Here is a 16,487-nt window from a genome sequence, read left to right as displayed (position 1 = left end):
AGGGCGCTTGAACGGCCCCCGTTTCAGTGATCTGCGAGCAGGCAGGCTACCCGATGCCCCGGTCCGACGGGGCGCAGCGCCGGTTCCCGGACCGCGCAGTCCGGTCTTGCGGCTGGGCAGCGCGGATGGAAGCGGCAGCCCGATGGCCTTTCGGACAGTGCCGGCGCCCCGGCCCGGATCCTTTCCGAGCCGGAGGCCGGCGGAGACGGGGTGCTTGCGTCGGCGAGCAGCGCCTGTGTGTAGGGATGGCGCGGCGCATCGAACAGTGCATCGACCGGCGCCTCCTCGACCACGCGGCCGAGATACATCACCGCCACGCGGTCGCAGACATGCCCGACCACCGACAGGTCGTGGCTGATGAACAGGATCCCCAGTTCGCCCTGATCGCGCAGGTCCAGGAACAGGTTGAGGATGCCGGCGCGGACCGAGACGTCGAGCGCAGTCACCGGTTCGTCGCAGACCAGCACGTCCGGGCGGACCGCGAGTGCGCGGGCGATGCCGATGCGCTGGCGTTGGCCGCCGCTGAAGCGGTGCGGATGGCCGTGCCGCAGCGATGGGTCGAGCCCGACCCGGAGCAACTGGGCGGCGACATGGTCGGCCAGGGTGTCGCGCGGCACCAGCCGGTGGAACCGCACCGCCTCACCGACGATCTCCTCGACGGTGAAGCGGGGGTTGAGGCTGGCGTGGGGATTCTGGAAGACCATCTGCACCCGCAACTGCGCCGCCCGTGCCTCGGTCGCCGTCAGGCTGCCGAAGTCGCGGCCGCCGAGCCGCAGGGTGCCGGTGCTGGGGGCGAGCACCCCGGCCATGATCCGCGCCACGGTGGATTTCCCGCAGCCGGATTCGCCGACCAGACCGACCATTTCGCCGCGCCGCACCGCGAGATCGACACTGTCCACCGCCGTCAAGCCGGCGCCGCGTCGGCCGGGAAGGGCGAAGACGCGCGAGACCGCGCGCAGTTCGGCCAAGACTCCTTCGGTCAGGGGGGCGGTCGGTACGGCGGTCAGGGCGGCAGTCATGCCGCCACCGCCTGCCCGGGGTTGACGCAGCGCACGGCACCGCCGGGCGCACTGCCGGCCAGACGGTCCCGCCAGGGCGGATCCGCGGCGCAGGCCGGGCCGGCGACCCCGCAGCGTGGCCGGAAGGCGCAGCCGGACGGGCGGCTGGCCAGGGTCGGGGGCAGGCCGGGAATGGGAGTCAGCCGGCTGCCGCGCCGTCCGCGCGGCAGGCTAGCGATCAGCCCGGCCGTGTAGGGATGGATGGGCTGCCGCAGCAGTGCTGTCGCCGGTCCCCGCTCCACGATCCGGCCGGCATACATCACCGCGATGTCGTCGGCGAGCTGTTCGGCCACCGAGAGGTCGTGGGTGATCCACAGCAGGGCGGTCCGCCGTTCGGTGACGAGCGCCCGGACCTCCCGCAGGATCTGCGCCTGGATGGTGGCATCGAGCGCCGTGGTCGGCTCGTCGGCGATGATCAGGTCCGGCTGGTGCAGCAGGGCGATGGCGATCGCCACCCGCTGGCGCAGGCCGCCGGACAGCTGGTGGGGATGGCAGGCCAGCCGCTCCTCCGGCCCTGGCACGCCGACCCGGCCCAGCACGTCGCGCGCCCGCCGCCGGGCCTCGGCCCGTCCGACCGGGGCGTGGGCCAGCACGGTCTCGACGATCTGGGCGCCGATGGTCAGCACCGGATTCAGGGTCATCATCGGATCCTGGAAGATCATGGCGATCCGGTTGCCGCGCAGCCGACGCATCTCCGCCTCGGCCAGGCCGACCAGCTCCCGGCCGGCGAAGCGGACCGACCCGCCGGCCACTCGCGCCGGCGGGTCGAGAAGCCCCATGATCGAGAAGGCCGTGGCCGATTTGCCCGAGCCGGATTCCCCGACCAGCGCCAGGACGCGGCCGTGGCCGAGGGTGAAGGACACGTCGTCCAGCATGTTCAGCGGCCCGCCGCGGGTCGCCAGTTCGGCGCGCAGGGCTTGGACCTCCAGCAGGGGCGGCAGGGGGGACGGCGCGGGGGACGGCGGGGCGCTCATCGTTCGAGCCTCGGGTTCAGGGTGTCGCGCAGATGGTCGCCGGCCAGATTGATGGCGGCCATCACCACCAGCAGGGCGACGCCGGGGTAGAGGCTGATCCAGGTCTCGCCGGACAGCACGTAATTGCGGCCGTTGGCGATCAGCAGGCCGAGCGACGGCTCCGTCACCGACACGCCGAGCCCGAGGAAACTCAAGGTCGCCTCCAGCGCGATGGCGCGGGCCACCTGGGTCGTGGCGATCACCACCAGCGTGGGCAGGCAGTTCGGCAGCACATGGCGCAGCAGGATGCGCCATTCCGGCAGCACCAGGCAGCGGGCGGCCTCGACATACTCGCTCTTCAGCTCGACCAGGGCGGCCGAGCGGGCGGCGCGGGCGTAATAGGCCCATTCCACCAGGATCAGCGCCAGCAGCACATTGCCGATCCCGCGGCCGAGGAAGGCGATCACCATCAGGGCGATCAGGATCGACGGGAAGGCCAGCTGCAGATCCGCCAGCCGCATCAGCGCGCCGTCGGTCCGGCCGCCGGCCTGGGCGGCGGCCAGCCCGACGAAGGTCCCGGCCGATCCGGCAACCAGCGCCGACCCGATGCCGACCAGCAGGCTGAGGCGCAGGCCGTAGAGGATGGCGGACAGCATGTCGCGCCCCTGGTCGTCGGTGCCCAGCCAATAGGTGCCGCCTGCACCGCCGGGCGAGCCCGGTGCCAGCCGTCCGTCCAGAACGTCGAGCTGCGTGAGGTCGAAGGGGTTCTGCGGCGCGATCCACGGCGCCAGCAGTGCCGCACCGGCCAGCAGGAGAAAGACGGCGAGGCTGGCCAGCGCCACGCCTGAAGCGGCGAAGCCGCGCCAGACCGTCCCGACGGAGGACTGTGGGCCGCGCTGCTCCCCCTCTTGCGGCGGGGCCCCGGCGGCGAGGCTCATCTGCCGGCTCCCGTCGCGGCATCCGCCGGGCCGACGCGCGGGTCGAGCAGCCGGTAGAGAAGGTCGGCCAGCAGGTTGACGGTGACGAACAGCAGCACGACCGCCACCAGATAGGCGACGATCACCGGCCGGTCGAGCACCTGGATGCTCTCGATCATCAGCCGGCCCATGCCCGGCCAGGCGAAGATGCTCTCGGTCACCATGGAGAAGGCGATGGTCGAGCAGAACTCCAGCCCGATCACCGTCACGATCGGGATCATGATGGCGCGCAGGATGTGGACGCCGACCACCCGCGACGGCGCCAGCCCGCGGGCGCGGGCGAAGCGGACATAGTCGAGATGCACCACCTCGCGCACGCCGGCCCGTGTCAGCCGCAGGATCAGCGCGACCTTGAACAAAGCGAGGTTGGCGGCTGGAAGGGCCAGATGGCGCAGCCCGTCCAGCGTCGGGAACGACCAGTCCACCCCCAGCAGCGCCAGCGTGTCGCCCCGTCCCGAACTGGGCAGCCAGCCGAGCCGGACCGAGAAGCCGACCACCAGCATCAGCCCGACCCAGAAGGTCGGCAGGCTCAGCCCCACCACACTGCCGGCCATGATCAGCCGCGACAGGAGGGCCTGCGGACGCAGCCCGGCGAACAGCCCCAGGGAAATCCCGAATCCGGCGGCGATCAGCAGGGCCAGCACCGACAGCTCCAGGGTCGCCGGCAGCCGTTCGAAGACCAGCGACAGGGCAGGGCGGTTGTAGATGAAACTGCGTCCGAGATCGCCCTGCGTTGCCCGTTCGAGGAACAGCAGGTACTGCCGCCACAGGGGCCGGTCGAGGCCGAAGGCCGCCGCGATCCGGGCGCGCTCGGCCGCATCGGCGTCGGGCGGCACCAGGATGTCCACCGGATTGCCGGCGACGTGCAGCCCGGCGAAGACCAGAAGCGTCATCGCCAGCACCACCAGCCCGGCCTGGAACGAGCGCCGCAACATCCACGCAAGCATGGCGGGAATCCTAGACCGGCTCGGTGAAGACGGCGTTGGTGTGGCCGAAGGCGTTGCCGGGGATGAAGCGGACGTGGCTCTTGCGGCCCGCCCAGTTGAAGCGGGGGAAGAAGACCGGGATGATGCCGGCGTCCTCGTCCAAGGCCGCCAGCGCCTCGCGGATCAGCCTGACGCGACGCTCGGGATCGAATGTGCGCAGAGCCTCCAGCAGAGGGGTGTCGACCTTCGGGTTGGAGTAGTGCTGGCGGTTGAACGGGCCGGCGCCGGTGTCGGGATTCTTGGTCAACGCCACCTGACGCAGCAGCTCCGCGCTGTTGGTGGTGGCGTAGGTCGTCATGAACAGGGCGAACTCGCGGTTGGTCGCGCGCGAGAAGAAGGTGGCGATGGGCAGCGTCTCGACCTTGGTGTCCACGCCGATGCGCGAGAAGCCCTGCGCCACCGCCTGCAGCACCGCGACGTCGCTGGTGAAGAAGCCGCTCGGCCCGTGGATGGTCAGGCCGAAGCCGTCGGGATAGCCCGCCTCGGCGAGAAGCTGCCTGGCCCGTGCCGGGTCGGCGGCGGGGGTGGGCCGGCCGGGCAGCCGGTCGGGGGCGGGCGGCGGCGCGAACTGGTCGGCGGCGGTGCCCTGGCCGAGCAGCAGCTTCTCGACGATCCCCTTGCGGTCGATGGCCAGCGACAGGGCTTGCCGCACCCGGACGTCCTTCAGCGGGTTGCGGTCGAGCGGCTTGCCGGCGCGGTCGGTGACGAAGGGCGACTGGTCGCGGCTGGCGTCGGGGAACAGGTAGACGCTGGTGGCGCTGGCGACGCTGAAGATCGCGAGGCGCGGGTCGGCGGCGAGATGGGCGACATCCTGCACCGGCACGCCGTCGATCAGGTCGAGATCCCCCGACAGCAGCCCAGCGACGCGGGCACCGGCGTCGGGGATGAAGCGGGTGCGCACCCGGTTCCAGCCGGTGGGCGCGCCCCAGAAATCCGGGTTGCGCTCAAGCTCGATCTGCTGACCTACCGTGAAGCCGGCATAGCGGAAGGCGCCGGTGCCGACCGCCAGCTTGCCGGATGTAAAGTCCGCCGTCGCCGCGCCCGCGTGGATTTTGCGCGACAGGATGTAGAGGTTGGTGAAGTCGCGGTCGAGGTAGGGGTTGGGCGACTTGGTGCGGATGCGGAAGGTGGTGGCGTCGATGGGCTCCACCGCCGCGATGTTGCGGACGTAGGGCACGAAGGAGCCGGGACTGTTGGGAACGTTGGGCACCCGTTCCACTGTGAAGGCGACGTCGTCCGGAGTGAGCGGCGTGCCGTCGTGGAAGCGGATGCCGGGCCGCAGTTTGAATTCCCACGTGAGTTCGTCCACGGCCCGCCAGGACTGCGCCAGCAGCGGCCGGACCCGGCCCTCGGCGTCTTCGGTCACGAGGGGATCGAAGATCTGCCGCAGAGTCTGGTTGTTGGTGGGCGACTGGTAGAACTGCGGGTCCAGCGAGTTCGGCGCCGAGATCGCGCCGATGGAGAGCGAGCGGGGGCTTGAGGCCGTCGCTGTCGGTGCCGTGCCTGTCGGGCTGGCGCCCGGCGCGGTCGTGGTCTGGGCGAAGGCGGCGGTCGGCACGAGTCCGGCCATCGCACCCAGGAAGGTACGGCGATCCATGATGGTCTCCAGGGGAATGGGGAAGCCGGCAGAGGGTGCCAGGCGCGCGGCGCGGCCGTCAGGCCGGCGCGCTGCGATTGGCTGGACAGGAAGCGGAAGAGAGGAGGCGGATCATCCAAAGACATCCCGTCAAATTGATAAATAAATCATACTTTCTGAATAGGAAATAGGCGACCGCACAAATCCGGACGGCGGCTGTTCAGTGCTGAACAGCCGCCGTCCCGTCCCGCTTACGGGGTTTCCGCCGCCGTCCGCCCGAAGCCGACCGGCTTTGCCGGGGCCGGCCACTTGAGGCGGAAGAGGCCGCGGCTGTTCAGGTTGTTGACGACGAGGGCGCCGATGGTCAGGCCGGCCCCCGCCAGCTCAGCCTGTCCGAACTCCCGGCCCTGGGCGAGGCTGATGGCGAAGGCGGTGATGGGCACGAGGTTGATGAACAGGACGCCGTTGATCGGGCCGAGCAGCCGGATGCCGATGTTCCAGCTGAACACCGCGAGCACGGCGGCGATCAGCACGAGGTAGGCGATCTCGCCGCGCACCGACCACACCGTCTCCGGTGTCGGCACCGTGATGAAGCCGCTGGTCGTGGCCAGCCCCGTCACGGCGACGATGGTGACGGTGCCGAGTGCGGCGCTGAGCGCGGTGTAGCGCAGCGCCGACCAGCCGGGGACCGATGCCGCCCCCAGGGTGTAGACCACCCAGCTCGCCGCCCCGGCGAGGATCAGCAGGTCGGGCAGCAGGGCGCCGCCGCCGAGCGCCGACAGGCTGCCCCGCGTGACCACCAGAGCCACCCCGACGAGCGCGGCCGCGATGCACAGGAAGGTGACGCGGCCGGGTTTCACGCCTTTGATCGCCCAGGTTAGCAGGGCGGTGATCAGCGGCATCAGCGCCATGATGATGGCGCCATGCTCGGCCTTGGAGTTCGCCAGTCCGACGAAGGCGAGGATGCTGAAGCCGGCGAAGCCCATCGAGCCGTAGAAGAACAGCTTGCCGCCATGGCTCTCCAGGGCGAAGGCGCGCAAGCCCTCGACCTTGGCGAGGATGCCCAGCAGGATGATTGACGCCAGCCCGTAGCGCAGCAGCGTCAGGTGGAAGCCGTCGATGCTGGCGAGCGCAGCCTTGGCGACCGGGAACATGCCGCCCCAGGAGATGGCGGTCAGCGCCAGCAGGGCGATGCCGAGCAGCACGCCGTCGGCCTTGCCGCCGGGTCTGGCCGGCCTGGGCGGTGCCGTACCCCTCGCCGTTCCCCCGGCCGTCCGCTCGTCCGTCCCTCTGGCCGCCCGCTCGCCGGCCCGGAGGATGGCGGTTTCCAGCTCCGCCGCGCGAACCTTGCCGGAGGGGCTGTAGGGGATCTGGTCGAGCAGCTCGAAGCGGGCCAGCGCGACGCGCTCGCGCCGGACGATCTCGCCGACGCGCGCCTGGACCTCCGCGGCCGGGACCGCGGCCGACGCCTTCAGCACCACGGCGCAATGGACGGCCACCGGGCCGGGGGCGGTGCTGCGGACCAGCGCCACGTCGTCGACGCCGCGGATCTGGCGGATCGCGTTCTCCAGCGCGTAGAGGTTGACGCTGTCGGCGCCCTGCGAGCGGTTCAGCAGGAACAGCCGCCCGTCCTCGTCGAGATAGCCGGCCTCCGAGGTGACGAGGTAGCGCTCGCCGTCGATCTGGACCTTGTTGGTGGCGGCGCCGAGATAGCCGTCCATGTTCATGTAGCTGGCGATCGCCACGGAACCGATGATGCCGGCCGGCACCGGGCGGCGCTCGGGGTCGAGGATCAGGATGCGGTTGCCGTCATAGACCCGGCCGACGCTGGCCGGATGGGTCAGCAGGTCCGCCGGCTCGGCGATGGTGTTCACGCCGGTCTCGGTGGTGCCGTAATACTCGTAGACGACCGGGCCGAGAACCTGGAGCGCTTCCTGCTTGGCGGGGGCGGGGAAATGCTTGCCGCCGACCAGCACGAAGCGCAGCTGGTTGGGGGTGACCCGCGCGCGGTTCTGGGCGACGTGGCGCAGCACGCCGGACAGGATCGGCGGGGTCATCGTGCTCGACGTGATCCATTCGCGGCGGATCAGCTCGGCGGTCTCGACCGCGTCGTCGGGCGGGGCGAGCACCAGCGTGGCGCCGAGGTGGAGGAACAGCCGCGCCCAGCCGCCGCCCGCCGCGTGGTAGAAGGGGATGGTGGCGAGATGGCGGTCGGCCGAGGAGAAGCCGTAGCGCGCGGTGAAGTAGGCGAAGCGGCGGGCATCGAAGGATCCGTTGCGGATCACCGGCTTGGGCCACCCGGAGGTGCCGGAGGTGAAGGAGATCGCGCGGAACGGTCGGGCCGGCGCGCTGGGCGGGCGCCGCCCGGCCGACAGCCCCCGGAAGGCGGCGTAGCCGGTGGCGCCGGGCAACCGGTCGTCGAGGTCGATGACCGGCCGTCCGCCGGCCAGGGCGCGGACGTTCAGGCCGCGGTCGGCCAGGAAGCCCGAGGACACGATCAGGCAATCCGCCTCGATGCGGTCGAGCAGATCGGCCAGCGCCTCCTGCGTCAGCGAATAGTTCAGCCCGCACAGCGTGCTTTTCAGGGTGGCGGCGGCCGAGGCGGCGACCACCAGCTCCGCCCGGTTGTGCGAGAGGAAGGCGATGGTCCGCAGCTCGTCGATGGCGACGGCGCCGGCCAGCCCCTCGGCGGCGTCGCGCACGGCGTCGGCGTATTGGCTCCAGCTCAGGACCGTGCGGCCGGCGATAACGGCGGCGTGGTCGGGCCGCGAGGCGGCGATTTCTTCGATCCGGGAAAGGGGAATCATGGCTCGTCCCTTATCGTGCGCGGTTTTCGATGGTGTAGATGCGGGCTCCGGCCGACTGCACGGCCTCGATCCGGCGCAGCGTGTCGTCTCCAATCTCCTCGCCCGGAACGATGAGCGGCACGCCCGGCGGGTAGGGAATGATGAAGGAGGTCGAGATGCGCCGCTCCGCCGGCGGCGGACGCAGGCTTCGCTGGATCGCCCTCAGGGCGTCGAGCAGGGCCAGCACGTCCTCTTCGAGCACGCCGATGTGGATGTTCAGCAGCAGCGAGGTCGGCGTGCAGCGGTTCACGTAGAGGGCGTGCTGGCTGTACAGCCGCTCGCGCAGCTCCGGGGCGCCGACCGGCAGGCCGGACACCCGCAGCGACAGCTTGGTCGGGTCGATGGCGACATGCCCGGCCAGGGCGGCGGGAGGGGCGGCGGCGTTGACCGAGAAGGCGCCGAGATCGGGGTCGGCGGCGACGCTGTCGGCGATGAGGCGGGCGAGGCGCAGGGAGCGTTCGACCAGCGCGTCGCCCTCCAGTTCCATCTGGGCGCGCGCGAGGTCGAGCGAGGCCAAAATTTGGTAGTTGGGCGAGGTGGTGTGGTGGCGGTAGCGCGCCAGCCGCAGCCGCTCCCCCAGGGCCGGATCGCCGGTGTAATGGATCAGCGACGCCTGGCGCAGCGCGCTCAGCGACTTGTGGGCGGAGTGGGTGGCGACGATGTTGAAGCGTTCGAGCGCGGGCACGGTGCTGCGGGCGTGCAGGGCGGTGCGGACCCGCGTGCTCTCGTGGAAATAGCTCCAGGCGCCCCAGGCCTCGTCGATGAAGATGTCGGTCAGGGACGGGCTGGCTTCGGCGAGTGCGGTGAGGATCGCCGGGATGTCGTAGACGACGCCGTCGTAGGACTGGCCGTTCAGGACCAGCAGGTCGTACGGCCTGCCCGCCCGCTCGGCCGCGGCGGCGCGGTCGACGATGTCGGACAGCGCCAGGGCCGCGCGTTCGGAATGCTCGCAGAACACGCGCGGTTCGATGTAGTCGACCGCCGCGTGCTTGTCCGACAGGGCGAAGTGGATCGACTGGTGGGTGCCCTTGTCGGCCAGCACCCGCGCATCCGGCCTGGTGACCAGGGCCTCCAGCGCGATCTGGTTCGACGCGGTCGTTCCCACCGTGACGAACAGCGTGCCGGTGGCGCCGAAGGCGCGGGCAGCCAGCTCTTCGGCTCTGGCGAGCGAGCGGTGGGGGAAGAAGAAGGTGTCGAGCGGCGGCGCCGTGATCGTCGTTTCGCTGTACAGCCCGCTGCCGAACAGCGCGTCGAACGAGGGAGCGAGGGGCGAGGTCCGGATGGAGGCGCGCCGGCAGATGGGCAGGGCGTGGAACGACGCCCGCGTGCCGGCGCTCGCCGCCAGCAGGGCGTCGGCGAGCGGTGTCTCGACTGCGAGCCGGGCGGCCGGTTGGCCTGCGGACCGGGTGGTGATTTGGTCAGTTGGTTCGGACATGGGATGGAGCTCGCTCTTGGTTGGTCGCGCATCCGATGCGGCCAGTTTCAACGAAACATCATTGTTATTCTTGTCATAACTATACTTGTTTTATAGGAATAACGGACGCAGGCCTGCCGGTTGTCCAATAAAAAATTCTGAAGACTAGCATCGGGGAAAATGATGCGTCAGAGAAACAACAAGGATTTGACGCAATTCTTCGTCAATGAGCTTTGGAGATATTTCGTATGGAACGGGAGATTCAAGAATTCATTCGTATTTCGTTTTGGGAATGTTGAATGGTGACGATTGTGTGTTGCGGTGTGGAGCGGATCTCGCCGCGCGAAGGAGGGGCTAACGCTGCCCGGCTCGCCACGTGTCCCAAGCTTGGCAACAACAGCCCGGGCAATAAAAGCGATAATAAAATGTGAAAATAAAATATCTATCACATATTTTGGTGTGATAGCTTGCAAAATAATATTTTCAGTCGGTAAATTGGCGTTTCCCAGGTCGGGAGCCGGGTTGCCCGCCCCTTCAATATCCCGGGAAAAGGCTGTGGGCGAAGGTTCCACAGCCTGGAATTGCCACTTCCCGCTTCGGCGCCATGCCCATGGAGGGCGTCCACGGAGGCGTTCATGGAACTCCATCATTTGAAGACCTTCACCACCGTGGCCCGCGAGGGCAGCCTGACGCGCGCGGCGCAGCTGCTCCTGCTGAGCCAGCCCGCCGTCAGCGGCCACATCAAGGTGCTGGAGGATGAACTCGGCACCGCGCTGTTCGAGCGCACGGCCAAGGGCATGCAGTTGACGCGGGAGGGAAACATCCTGCTGGAGGATGCCGAGCGCACCCTGGCGGCGGCCAAGGCCCTGGTCACCCATGCCCGGACCTTGCGGGGCGACGTGGCGGGGCCGGTGGCTCTCGGTATCGCCGGCGAACCGGTGGCGCTGCGCCTTGGCCTCCTGCTGTCGCGGCTGCGCAGCGCGCATCCCGGCTTGACGGTCCAGGTGTCGCACCATGTCTCGGCCGACGTGGTCGAGCGGGTGCTCGACGGGCGTCTGGAGGCGGGATTCGTGCTTGAGGAGCGGCCGGACGGCGCGCTCCGCCATGTTCGCGTCGCCACGGTGCGGCTGCGCATCGTCGGCCCGGTCGCGTGGCGCGCCGGCATTGAGGACGCGGGCTGGAGCGATCTCGCCGCGCTGCCCTGGATCGGCACGCCGCCGCGATGCAGCTTCCATCGGATCGCCGCCCGCGCTTTCGCGCGGCACGGCGCGGTTCCCCGTACCGTCGTCGAGGTCGACCAGGAAGGCGCGCTGAAAGGCCTGGTGATGGACGGGCTTGGCCTCGCCCTGCTGCGCGAGGACCAGGCGCTGGCGGCCGAGGTGGCGGGCGAGGTCGCCCTGTGGCCGGGGGAGTGCCTGGAAAGCGACCTCCATTTCATCCTTCCGTCCGGGAAGGAGCAGGAGCCGGCGATCCAGGCGATGCGCGACGCGGTCCAGGCCGTATGGGCGTCATGAGCACAGGCGCTGCGAGCGCAGGCGCCGCGAGGCTGGACGCGGGCGGGCCGTCAGGCCCAGGCGCCGCTGTCCCTCACCACCACCGCGAAGCGGTCGGCGAGCGCGGCGAGCACGGCCCGGTGCAGCGCCTCGGCCGGAATTGTGCCGCCGCCGGGAGCGGGCAGGTCGCGCGTCGCGCTGGCGGCGTCGACCAATGTCGTCCGCCAGCCGAGATCGAGCGCCGCGCGCACCGTGCTGCTGACGCACATGTGGGTCTGGAAGCCGGCGACGATCAGCTCGGTCCGGCCGGTGGCGCGCAGCCGTGCGTCGAGATCGGTGCCGGCGAAGGCGTTGGGCAGGCCCTTCACGACGACCGTCTCGCCGTCATGCGGGATCAGCGCCGGGACGATGGCGGAGAACGGGCCTTCCGGGTTGAACAGCACGCCGCCCGGCTTGCCGTGATGGACGATGTGGAACACCGGCACTCCGGCCTTGCGCGCCAGGGCCAGCAGCCGGCCGGCCTCGGCGACGGCTTCCTCGACGCCGGACAGCGGCAGGCTGCCCTCGGTGTATTCGCGCTGGGCGTCGATCAGCACCAGGGCGGCCTTGTCGAGCGGGCTGGGGGTCTGCGGGGCGCCGGCCAGGGCCAGCAGGGTCTTGGGTTCGGGCATGGGGACACTCCGGAAGAGGGGGAACGGGTGAGTCAGTCTGCTGTGTTCAAGGCCGTCCGGCCATCCGCCAGGTTTGCGCGATGACTGTGCAGAAACAGACAGCGTCGCTCAGCTGGGACGACGTGCGGATCTTCCTGGAACTGGCCCGCACCGGCAGCCTGTCGGCGGCGGCGCGGGTCCTGCGGATCAGCCATGCCACGGTGGGCCGCCGCGTCGCCGCGCTGGAGGCCGATCTCGGGCGCACCCTGGTGGAGCGGCGCGCCGACGGCTACGCCCTGACGGTGGAGGGGGAGGCGGTCTTCCGTCTGGCCGACGGCATGGACGAGCGCGCGCTCGCCATCCTGCGCCGCGGCGGGCGGGAGGAGGGGCTGACCGGCACCGTGCGTCTGACGGCGACCCAGGCCCTGACCGACCGTTTCCTGGTGCCCCGGCTGGGGCCGTTCCGTGCCCGCCATCCCGGCATCGATCTGGAGGTGACGGTGGACAACCGCACCCTCAGCCTGGCGCGGCGCGAGGCCGATCTGGCCATCCGCATGGCGCGGCCGGAGCATGGCGATCTGGTCGCGCGCCGCCTGTCGACGGTCGCCTACGGCCTGTTCGCGATCGCCGGCGCCCCGGACGCGCTGATCGGTTACGACGAGGCGCTGGCCGACCTTCCCGAAGCCGTCTGGCTGGCCCGCCACGCGGGTGGCCGGCGCGTCTCCTTCCGCTCGAACAGCGTGCAGGCGCAATTGGCGGCGGCCAGGGCCGGCTTCGGTGCGGCCCTGCTGCCGGTCTGGCTGGCGGCGGGGGAGACCGACCTGCAGCCTGTGGCGATGGCGGGACCGCTGCTGACGCGGGAACTCTGGCTGGTCCTGCACCGCGACATGAAGGAGGTGCCGCGCGTCCGCGCGGTGATCGACCACCTCGTCGCGCTGTTCGACGCCGGCCTTCAGCCCCCTGGCGGCGCCGTCTCCACCCCCGCCTCCACCCCCGCTTCTGGGGCGGGCTGTGCAGAATTGAACTTCCATAGTTCACAAATAGGGAATTAGAAAATTTCACGGCGGGAGTTAAACGGCAGGGTGGGACGCCCGAAACCGACACACAGGAGATACCGCCGATCATGTCGCTTTTCCCCGAATACGAACGCTATGACGCCATCGGGCTGGCCGGGTTGGTGCGCGACCGGGCGATCAGCCCGCTGGAACTGATCGAGGAGGCGATCCGGCGCATCGAACTGATCAACCCGGCGATCAACGCGGTCGTCCACACCCTCTATGACGAGGCCCGGCGGGTGGCGGCCGCGACGGACCCCTCCGATCCGCTGGCCGGCCCACTGGCCGGGGTGCCGTTCCTGCTGAAGGATCTGAACATCCTCTACAAGGGCCAGCGGACCAGCAACGGCGGCCGGCTGTGGCAGGACAACGTCGCCGACCATGATTCCACCATCACGGCGCGCTACCGGGCGGCGGGGCTCATCGTGCTCGGCTACACCAACACCGCCGAGCTGGGGCTGGCCTGCGAGACGGCTCCTTCGGCTTTCGGGCCGACGCGCAATCCGTGGGATCTGTCGCGCAGCGCCGGCGGGTCGAGCGGCGGTGCGGCTGCGGCGGTCGCCGCCGGTCTGGTTCCCGCCGTGCATGGCACCGACGGCGGCGGCTCCATCCGCATCCCATCGTCGAACTGTGGCGTGTTCGGGGTGAAGCCGACCCGCGCCCGCAACCCCTTTGGTCCCGACAACGGCGAGGGGTGGAACGGCCTGTCGGTCCATCACGCGATCACCCGTTCGGTGCGTGACAACGCGGCGTTGCTCGACGCCACCCACGGTCCGGAACCGGGCGATCCCTACGCCGCCCCGGCCTTCGCCGGACGCTTCCTCGACGCGGTGACGCAGGAACCGCCGCGGCTGCGCATCGCCTTCCAGACCACCGACCATGGCGGCAACGCGATACACCCGGATTGCGTGGAGGCGGTGCACGCGGCGGCCAGGCTGCTCGCCGATCTCGGTCACGAGGTGGAGGAGGCGCGTCCCGCCATCGACGCCGAGGCGATGAAGCGCGCGACCCGCATCATCGTGGCCTCCAACATCGCCAACGTGCTGCGCCTGCGCGGCGAGGCGTTGGGTCGCCGGGTGATCGCCGAGGACGTCGAACCAATCACATGGCTGTGGGCGCAGGAGGCGCAATCCTACAGCGGCGAGGATCTGGCGCGCTCGGTGTGGACGATCCATCGGCTGGCGCGGGTGCTGGGCAGCTTCTTCCAGCGTTACGACGTGCTGCTGACCAGCACCTTCGCCGCGCCGCCGCTGCCGCTCCATACCGTGGACACCGGCAGCACGGACCTCGACGCCTATTACGAGGGGCTGCGGCGCTACAGCGCCTTCACCTCGCTGTACAACTGCACAGGCGTGCCTGCCGCGTCGGTGCCGCTGCACTGGAACGCCGAGAATCTGCCGATCGGCGTGCAGATCGCCACCCGGCTGGGCGAGGACGCCCTGCTGTTCAGCCTTGCCGGGCAGTTGGAGCGGGCGCGCCCCTGGCACGACAGGCGTCCGGACATCCGCTGAACCGATCGGGGCCAGCTCGAACCCAGGACTGCGGTGCCGATCCGGCCGGCCTTCCAGAAACCTGATCTTCGGCAATCGGGAGCAATCGGGTTATCGAAATGACCGATCTTGGGAAGAAGCTTCAAAGCCTGCGCCAGACCCACGGGCTGTCGCAGCGCGCCCTGGCCAGACGGTCGGGACTCAGCAATGGACTGATTTCATTGATCGAAAAGGACCAGGTCAGTCCGTCCGTCTCCTCCCTGGAGAAAATTCTCGACAGCTTTCCAATTGGTCTGGCCGACTTCTTTGCGATGCCGTCCGGCGCCTTCGCGGAGTCCGGCCTTGCCGGCCGCATGGACGAAGGGGCATCGACCTGAGGGCATGGTCCGGCAATCAGGCAATGGCCGCAACGGCCTGCTGAAGCTTGCCGGCGGCGATCGCCTGGGCCAGCCGTTCGAAGTCCGGTCCTTGCGAGCGGTCCTCCTGCAGCGGCGCGACGAGACCGCGGACGAAAGCATGCACCGCGCGGGTGCCGGTGCCGAGAACGAGGGGGCCGCGAAAATCCACCGCCTGGGCGGCGGCGGCCAACTCGATGGCGGTCAGCCAGCGCAGCCGCTCGACGATCTCGCCGGTCTTGGCGACGACGGCGGGCGCCATCGAGGCATGGTCCTCGATCCCGTCGGCCACCGGCAGGACGCCCAGCGAGATCGGCAAGGCGAGATGGCGGATTTCCGCCTCCAGCGCCGCAATCGTCTTCTGGACGGTGGCGAAGCCGGTGCGGCTCTGGCCCTGCGGGGTGAGGAAGCGCGGCAGGGCGGAAACCGCGGGTGACATCAGTTTCATCGTGCGGTGGGCCGCCATGGTCGCCGCCTGGGCCAGCGCCTGTCCCAGCGCCTCGAAACGCAGAACCAAGGCGGTCATGTCGAAATTGCCGTTGTGCAGCATTTCGCTCCCGGCATCCTCGCCAATTCCCGCTTCGGCCACCACCAGCGGGTTATCGGCGGCGGCGTTCAGTTCGATGGCGACCGGTTCGCGCGCAGCCTCCAGCGTCACGCGGACGGCGCCGTGGACCGGGGCGAGGCAGCGGAAGCTCAGAGGATCCTGAAGGCGCCTCGCGGCCCCCGGTTTCTCCAGGGCGCTGCCGGCGAGCAGGGCCCGCAGCCGGGCCGCGGCCTGCGCCTGTCCGGGGGCGGGGCGGGCCTGCTGGACGCGCGGGTCGAGCGGCTCCAACTGCGCCCGGAACCCTTCGCAACTCAGCGCCGCAGCCGCATCCAGCGCGTCCAGCGCCACGCGGGCATCCTCCAGCACCAGGCAGCCCTGGCCGACCGACAGGGCGTTCGCGACGACGATGGCGTGGCCGTCCTTGAGACCGAGGATCGGCGGCGCCAACCTGGCGCGGGCCAGCGCGGTGTCGGCGGGCAGGATGTCTCCGCCGACCTCCGCCTCGGCCTCCGGGTCGCCCAGCAGGGCGCGGCCGAGATGGGCGAGCGGGGCGAGGTCGTCGGCGCCGATGGAGCCCTTGGACGGCACCAGCGGGTGAAAGCCGGCATTCAGCGCGGCGACCAGCGCGTGCAGCATCGACGGCGACGCCCCGCTGCCGCCCGCGGCATAGCCGGCGGCGCGGACCAGCATCAGCGCGCGCAGGATGTCGGTCGGCAGGTGCCGCCCCACCCCGACGGCGCGGGCGGGAACCGCCCGGTGCTGGAAGGCGATGAGATCGTCGGCCGTCAGCCGGGTGTCCACGCCGGCCCCAAGCCCGGTGGTCAGGCCATAGACCGGGACTTCCGCTTCCGCCAGCCTTTCGACCACCGCGCGGGCCGCGGCGATGCGCGGCGCCACCAGCGGACCGAGGGCGACGGTCTGCCGTTGCCGCGCCACCCCGACCACCGCCTCGATCGTCAACGGGCCGGCGCCGAGCACCAGAGGGTCCTGCCGCATTTCCAGTTCACATCTGTAGTTTTCTAATCATTTTCCTATTGATCCCCACGT

Annotated in this window: 14 protein-coding genes; 4 read left to right on the top strand and 10 right to left on the bottom strand. The window is 70.2% G+C overall.

Annotation, left to right across the window (positions count from 1 at the left end):
- Positions 1 to 23: 23 nt before the first annotated feature.
- From JHL17_RS01185 to JHL17_RS01150, 8 genes are all read right to left on the bottom strand, one after another.
- On the bottom strand, positions 24 to 1,019 hold the full coding sequence (locus tag JHL17_RS01185; RefSeq protein WP_247893238.1) for an oligopeptide/dipeptide ABC transporter ATP-binding protein: 996 nt from the start codon (positions 1,017 to 1,019) through the stop codon (positions 24 to 26).
- Entirely contained in the window at positions 1,016 to 2,032 is a 1,017-nt protein-coding gene (locus JHL17_RS01180; RefSeq protein WP_200190216.1) for an ABC transporter ATP-binding protein, read from the bottom strand. Before JHL17_RS01180 ends, JHL17_RS01185 begins: the two co-directional genes overlap by 4 nt.
- Positions 2,029 to 2,949 (bottom strand): ABC transporter permease, encoded by a 921-nt coding sequence (locus JHL17_RS01175; RefSeq protein WP_200190215.1) that lies wholly within the window; start codon positions 2,947 to 2,949, stop codon positions 2,029 to 2,031. Before JHL17_RS01175 ends, JHL17_RS01180 begins: the two co-directional genes overlap by 4 nt.
- Positions 2,946 to 3,935 (bottom strand): ABC transporter permease, encoded by a 990-nt coding sequence (locus tag JHL17_RS01170; protein WP_200190214.1) that lies wholly within the window; start codon positions 3,933 to 3,935, stop codon positions 2,946 to 2,948. The genes JHL17_RS01175 and JHL17_RS01170 overlap by 4 nt, the downstream gene beginning before the upstream one ends.
- Positions 3,936 to 3,945: 10 nt before the next feature.
- On the bottom strand, positions 3,946 to 5,571 hold the full coding sequence (locus JHL17_RS01165; RefSeq protein ID WP_200190213.1) for an ABC transporter substrate-binding protein: 1,626 nt from the start codon (positions 5,569 to 5,571) through the stop codon (positions 3,946 to 3,948).
- 230 nt (positions 5,572 to 5,801) lie between these two features.
- Entirely contained in the window at positions 5,802 to 8,357 is a 2,556-nt protein-coding gene (locus tag JHL17_RS01160) for an AMP-binding protein (RefSeq protein WP_200190212.1), read from the bottom strand.
- 10 nt (positions 8,358 to 8,367) lie between these two features.
- Entirely contained in the window at positions 8,368 to 9,831 is a 1,464-nt protein-coding gene (locus tag JHL17_RS01155; RefSeq protein ID WP_200190211.1) for an Orn/Lys/Arg family decarboxylase, read from the bottom strand.
- Positions 9,832 to 9,998: 167 nt separating this feature from the next.
- Complete coding sequence (locus tag JHL17_RS01150) at positions 9,999 to 10,460, bottom strand: hypothetical protein (protein WP_200190210.1); 462 nt, start codon at positions 10,458 to 10,460, stop codon at positions 9,999 to 10,001.
- Here JHL17_RS01150 and JHL17_RS01145 point away from each other — a divergent pair.
- Entirely contained in the window at positions 10,446 to 11,324 is an 879-nt protein-coding gene (locus tag JHL17_RS01145; RefSeq protein WP_200190209.1) for a LysR family transcriptional regulator, read from the top strand. The two genes, JHL17_RS01150 and JHL17_RS01145, sit on opposite strands and share 15 nt — an antisense overlap.
- Positions 11,325 to 11,374: 50 nt before the next feature.
- Here the strand turns inward: JHL17_RS01145 and JHL17_RS01140 are convergent, their stop codons facing one another.
- The gene (locus JHL17_RS01140) at positions 11,375 to 11,974 is read right to left on the bottom strand and encodes a cysteine hydrolase family protein (protein WP_200190208.1); all 600 of its coding nucleotides are present in this window, start codon (positions 11,972 to 11,974) and stop codon (positions 11,375 to 11,377) included.
- Between the two features lie 80 nt (positions 11,975 to 12,054).
- On the opposite strand from JHL17_RS01140, the gene JHL17_RS01135 reads away from it, so the two are divergent.
- The 3 genes from JHL17_RS01135 (at position 12,055) to JHL17_RS01125 (ending at position 14,875) form a co-directional block, all read left to right on the top strand.
- Positions 12,055 to 13,005: a LysR family transcriptional regulator gene (locus JHL17_RS01135; protein ID WP_200190207.1), complete on the top strand. Its 951-nt coding sequence runs from the start codon at positions 12,055 to 12,057 to the stop codon at positions 13,003 to 13,005.
- 71 nt (positions 13,006 to 13,076) lie between these two features.
- The gene (locus tag JHL17_RS01130) at positions 13,077 to 14,519 is read left to right on the top strand and encodes an amidase (protein ID WP_200190206.1); all 1,443 of its coding nucleotides are present in this window, start codon (positions 13,077 to 13,079) and stop codon (positions 14,517 to 14,519) included.
- 98 nt (positions 14,520 to 14,617) lie between these two features.
- On the top strand, positions 14,618 to 14,875 hold the full coding sequence (locus tag JHL17_RS01125; RefSeq protein ID WP_200190205.1) for a helix-turn-helix domain-containing protein: 258 nt from the start codon (positions 14,618 to 14,620) through the stop codon (positions 14,873 to 14,875).
- A gap of 16 nt (positions 14,876 to 14,891) precedes the next feature.
- Here JHL17_RS01125 and JHL17_RS01120 read toward each other — a convergent pair whose 3' ends face one another.
- Positions 14,892 to 16,436, bottom strand: coding sequence for an HAL/PAL/TAL family ammonia-lyase (locus JHL17_RS01120; protein ID WP_247893237.1), 1,545 nt, complete (start codon positions 16,434 to 16,436; stop codon positions 14,892 to 14,894).
- Between the last annotated feature and the right edge of the window lie 51 nt (positions 16,437 to 16,487).

It is taken from the genome of Azospirillum endophyticum (assembly GCF_016595245.1).
GTDB lineage: Bacteria > Pseudomonadota > Alphaproteobacteria > Azospirillales > Azospirillaceae > Azospirillum > Azospirillum endophyticum.
Note: the sequence above shows the minus strand (reverse complement) of the source record. Positions and strands in the feature narration are given on the sequence as shown.

Coding starts and splice junctions, on each gene's coding strand:
- JHL17_RS01185 (WP_247893238.1), bottom strand. CDS start 1,019: ATGACTGCCGCCCTGACCGCCGTACCGACCGCCCCCCTGACCGAAGGA.
- JHL17_RS01180 (WP_200190216.1), bottom strand. CDS start 2,032: ATGAGCGCCCCGCCGTCCCCCGCGCCGTCCCCCCTGCCGCCCCTGCTG.
- JHL17_RS01175 (WP_200190215.1), bottom strand. CDS start 2,949: ATGAGCCTCGCCGCCGGGGCCCCGCCGCAAGAGGGGGAGCAGCGCGGC.
- JHL17_RS01170 (WP_200190214.1), bottom strand. CDS start 3,935: ATGCTTGCGTGGATGTTGCGGCGCTCGTTCCAGGCCGGGCTGGTGGTG.
- JHL17_RS01165 (WP_200190213.1), bottom strand. CDS start 5,571: ATGGATCGCCGTACCTTCCTGGGTGCGATGGCCGGACTCGTGCCGACC.
- JHL17_RS01160 (WP_200190212.1), bottom strand. CDS start 8,357: ATGATTCCCCTTTCCCGGATCGAAGAAATCGCCGCCTCGCGGCCCGAC.
- JHL17_RS01155 (WP_200190211.1), bottom strand. CDS start 9,831: ATGTCCGAACCAACTGACCAAATCACCACCCGGTCCGCAGGCCAACCG.
- JHL17_RS01145 (WP_200190209.1), top strand. CDS start 10,446: ATGGAACTCCATCATTTGAAGACCTTCACCACCGTGGCCCGCGAGGGC.
- JHL17_RS01150 (WP_200190210.1), bottom strand. CDS start 10,460: ATGATGGAGTTCCATGAACGCCTCCGTGGACGCCCTCCATGGGCATGG.
- JHL17_RS01140 (WP_200190208.1), bottom strand. CDS start 11,974: ATGCCCGAACCCAAGACCCTGCTGGCCCTGGCCGGCGCCCCGCAGACC.
- JHL17_RS01135 (WP_200190207.1), top strand. CDS start 12,055: ATGACTGTGCAGAAACAGACAGCGTCGCTCAGCTGGGACGACGTGCGG.
- JHL17_RS01130 (WP_200190206.1), top strand. CDS start 13,077: ATGTCGCTTTTCCCCGAATACGAACGCTATGACGCCATCGGGCTGGCC.
- JHL17_RS01125 (WP_200190205.1), top strand. CDS start 14,618: ATGACCGATCTTGGGAAGAAGCTTCAAAGCCTGCGCCAGACCCACGGG.
- JHL17_RS01120 (WP_247893237.1), bottom strand. CDS start 16,436: ATGCGGCAGGACCCTCTGGTGCTCGGCGCCGGCCCGTTGACGATCGAG.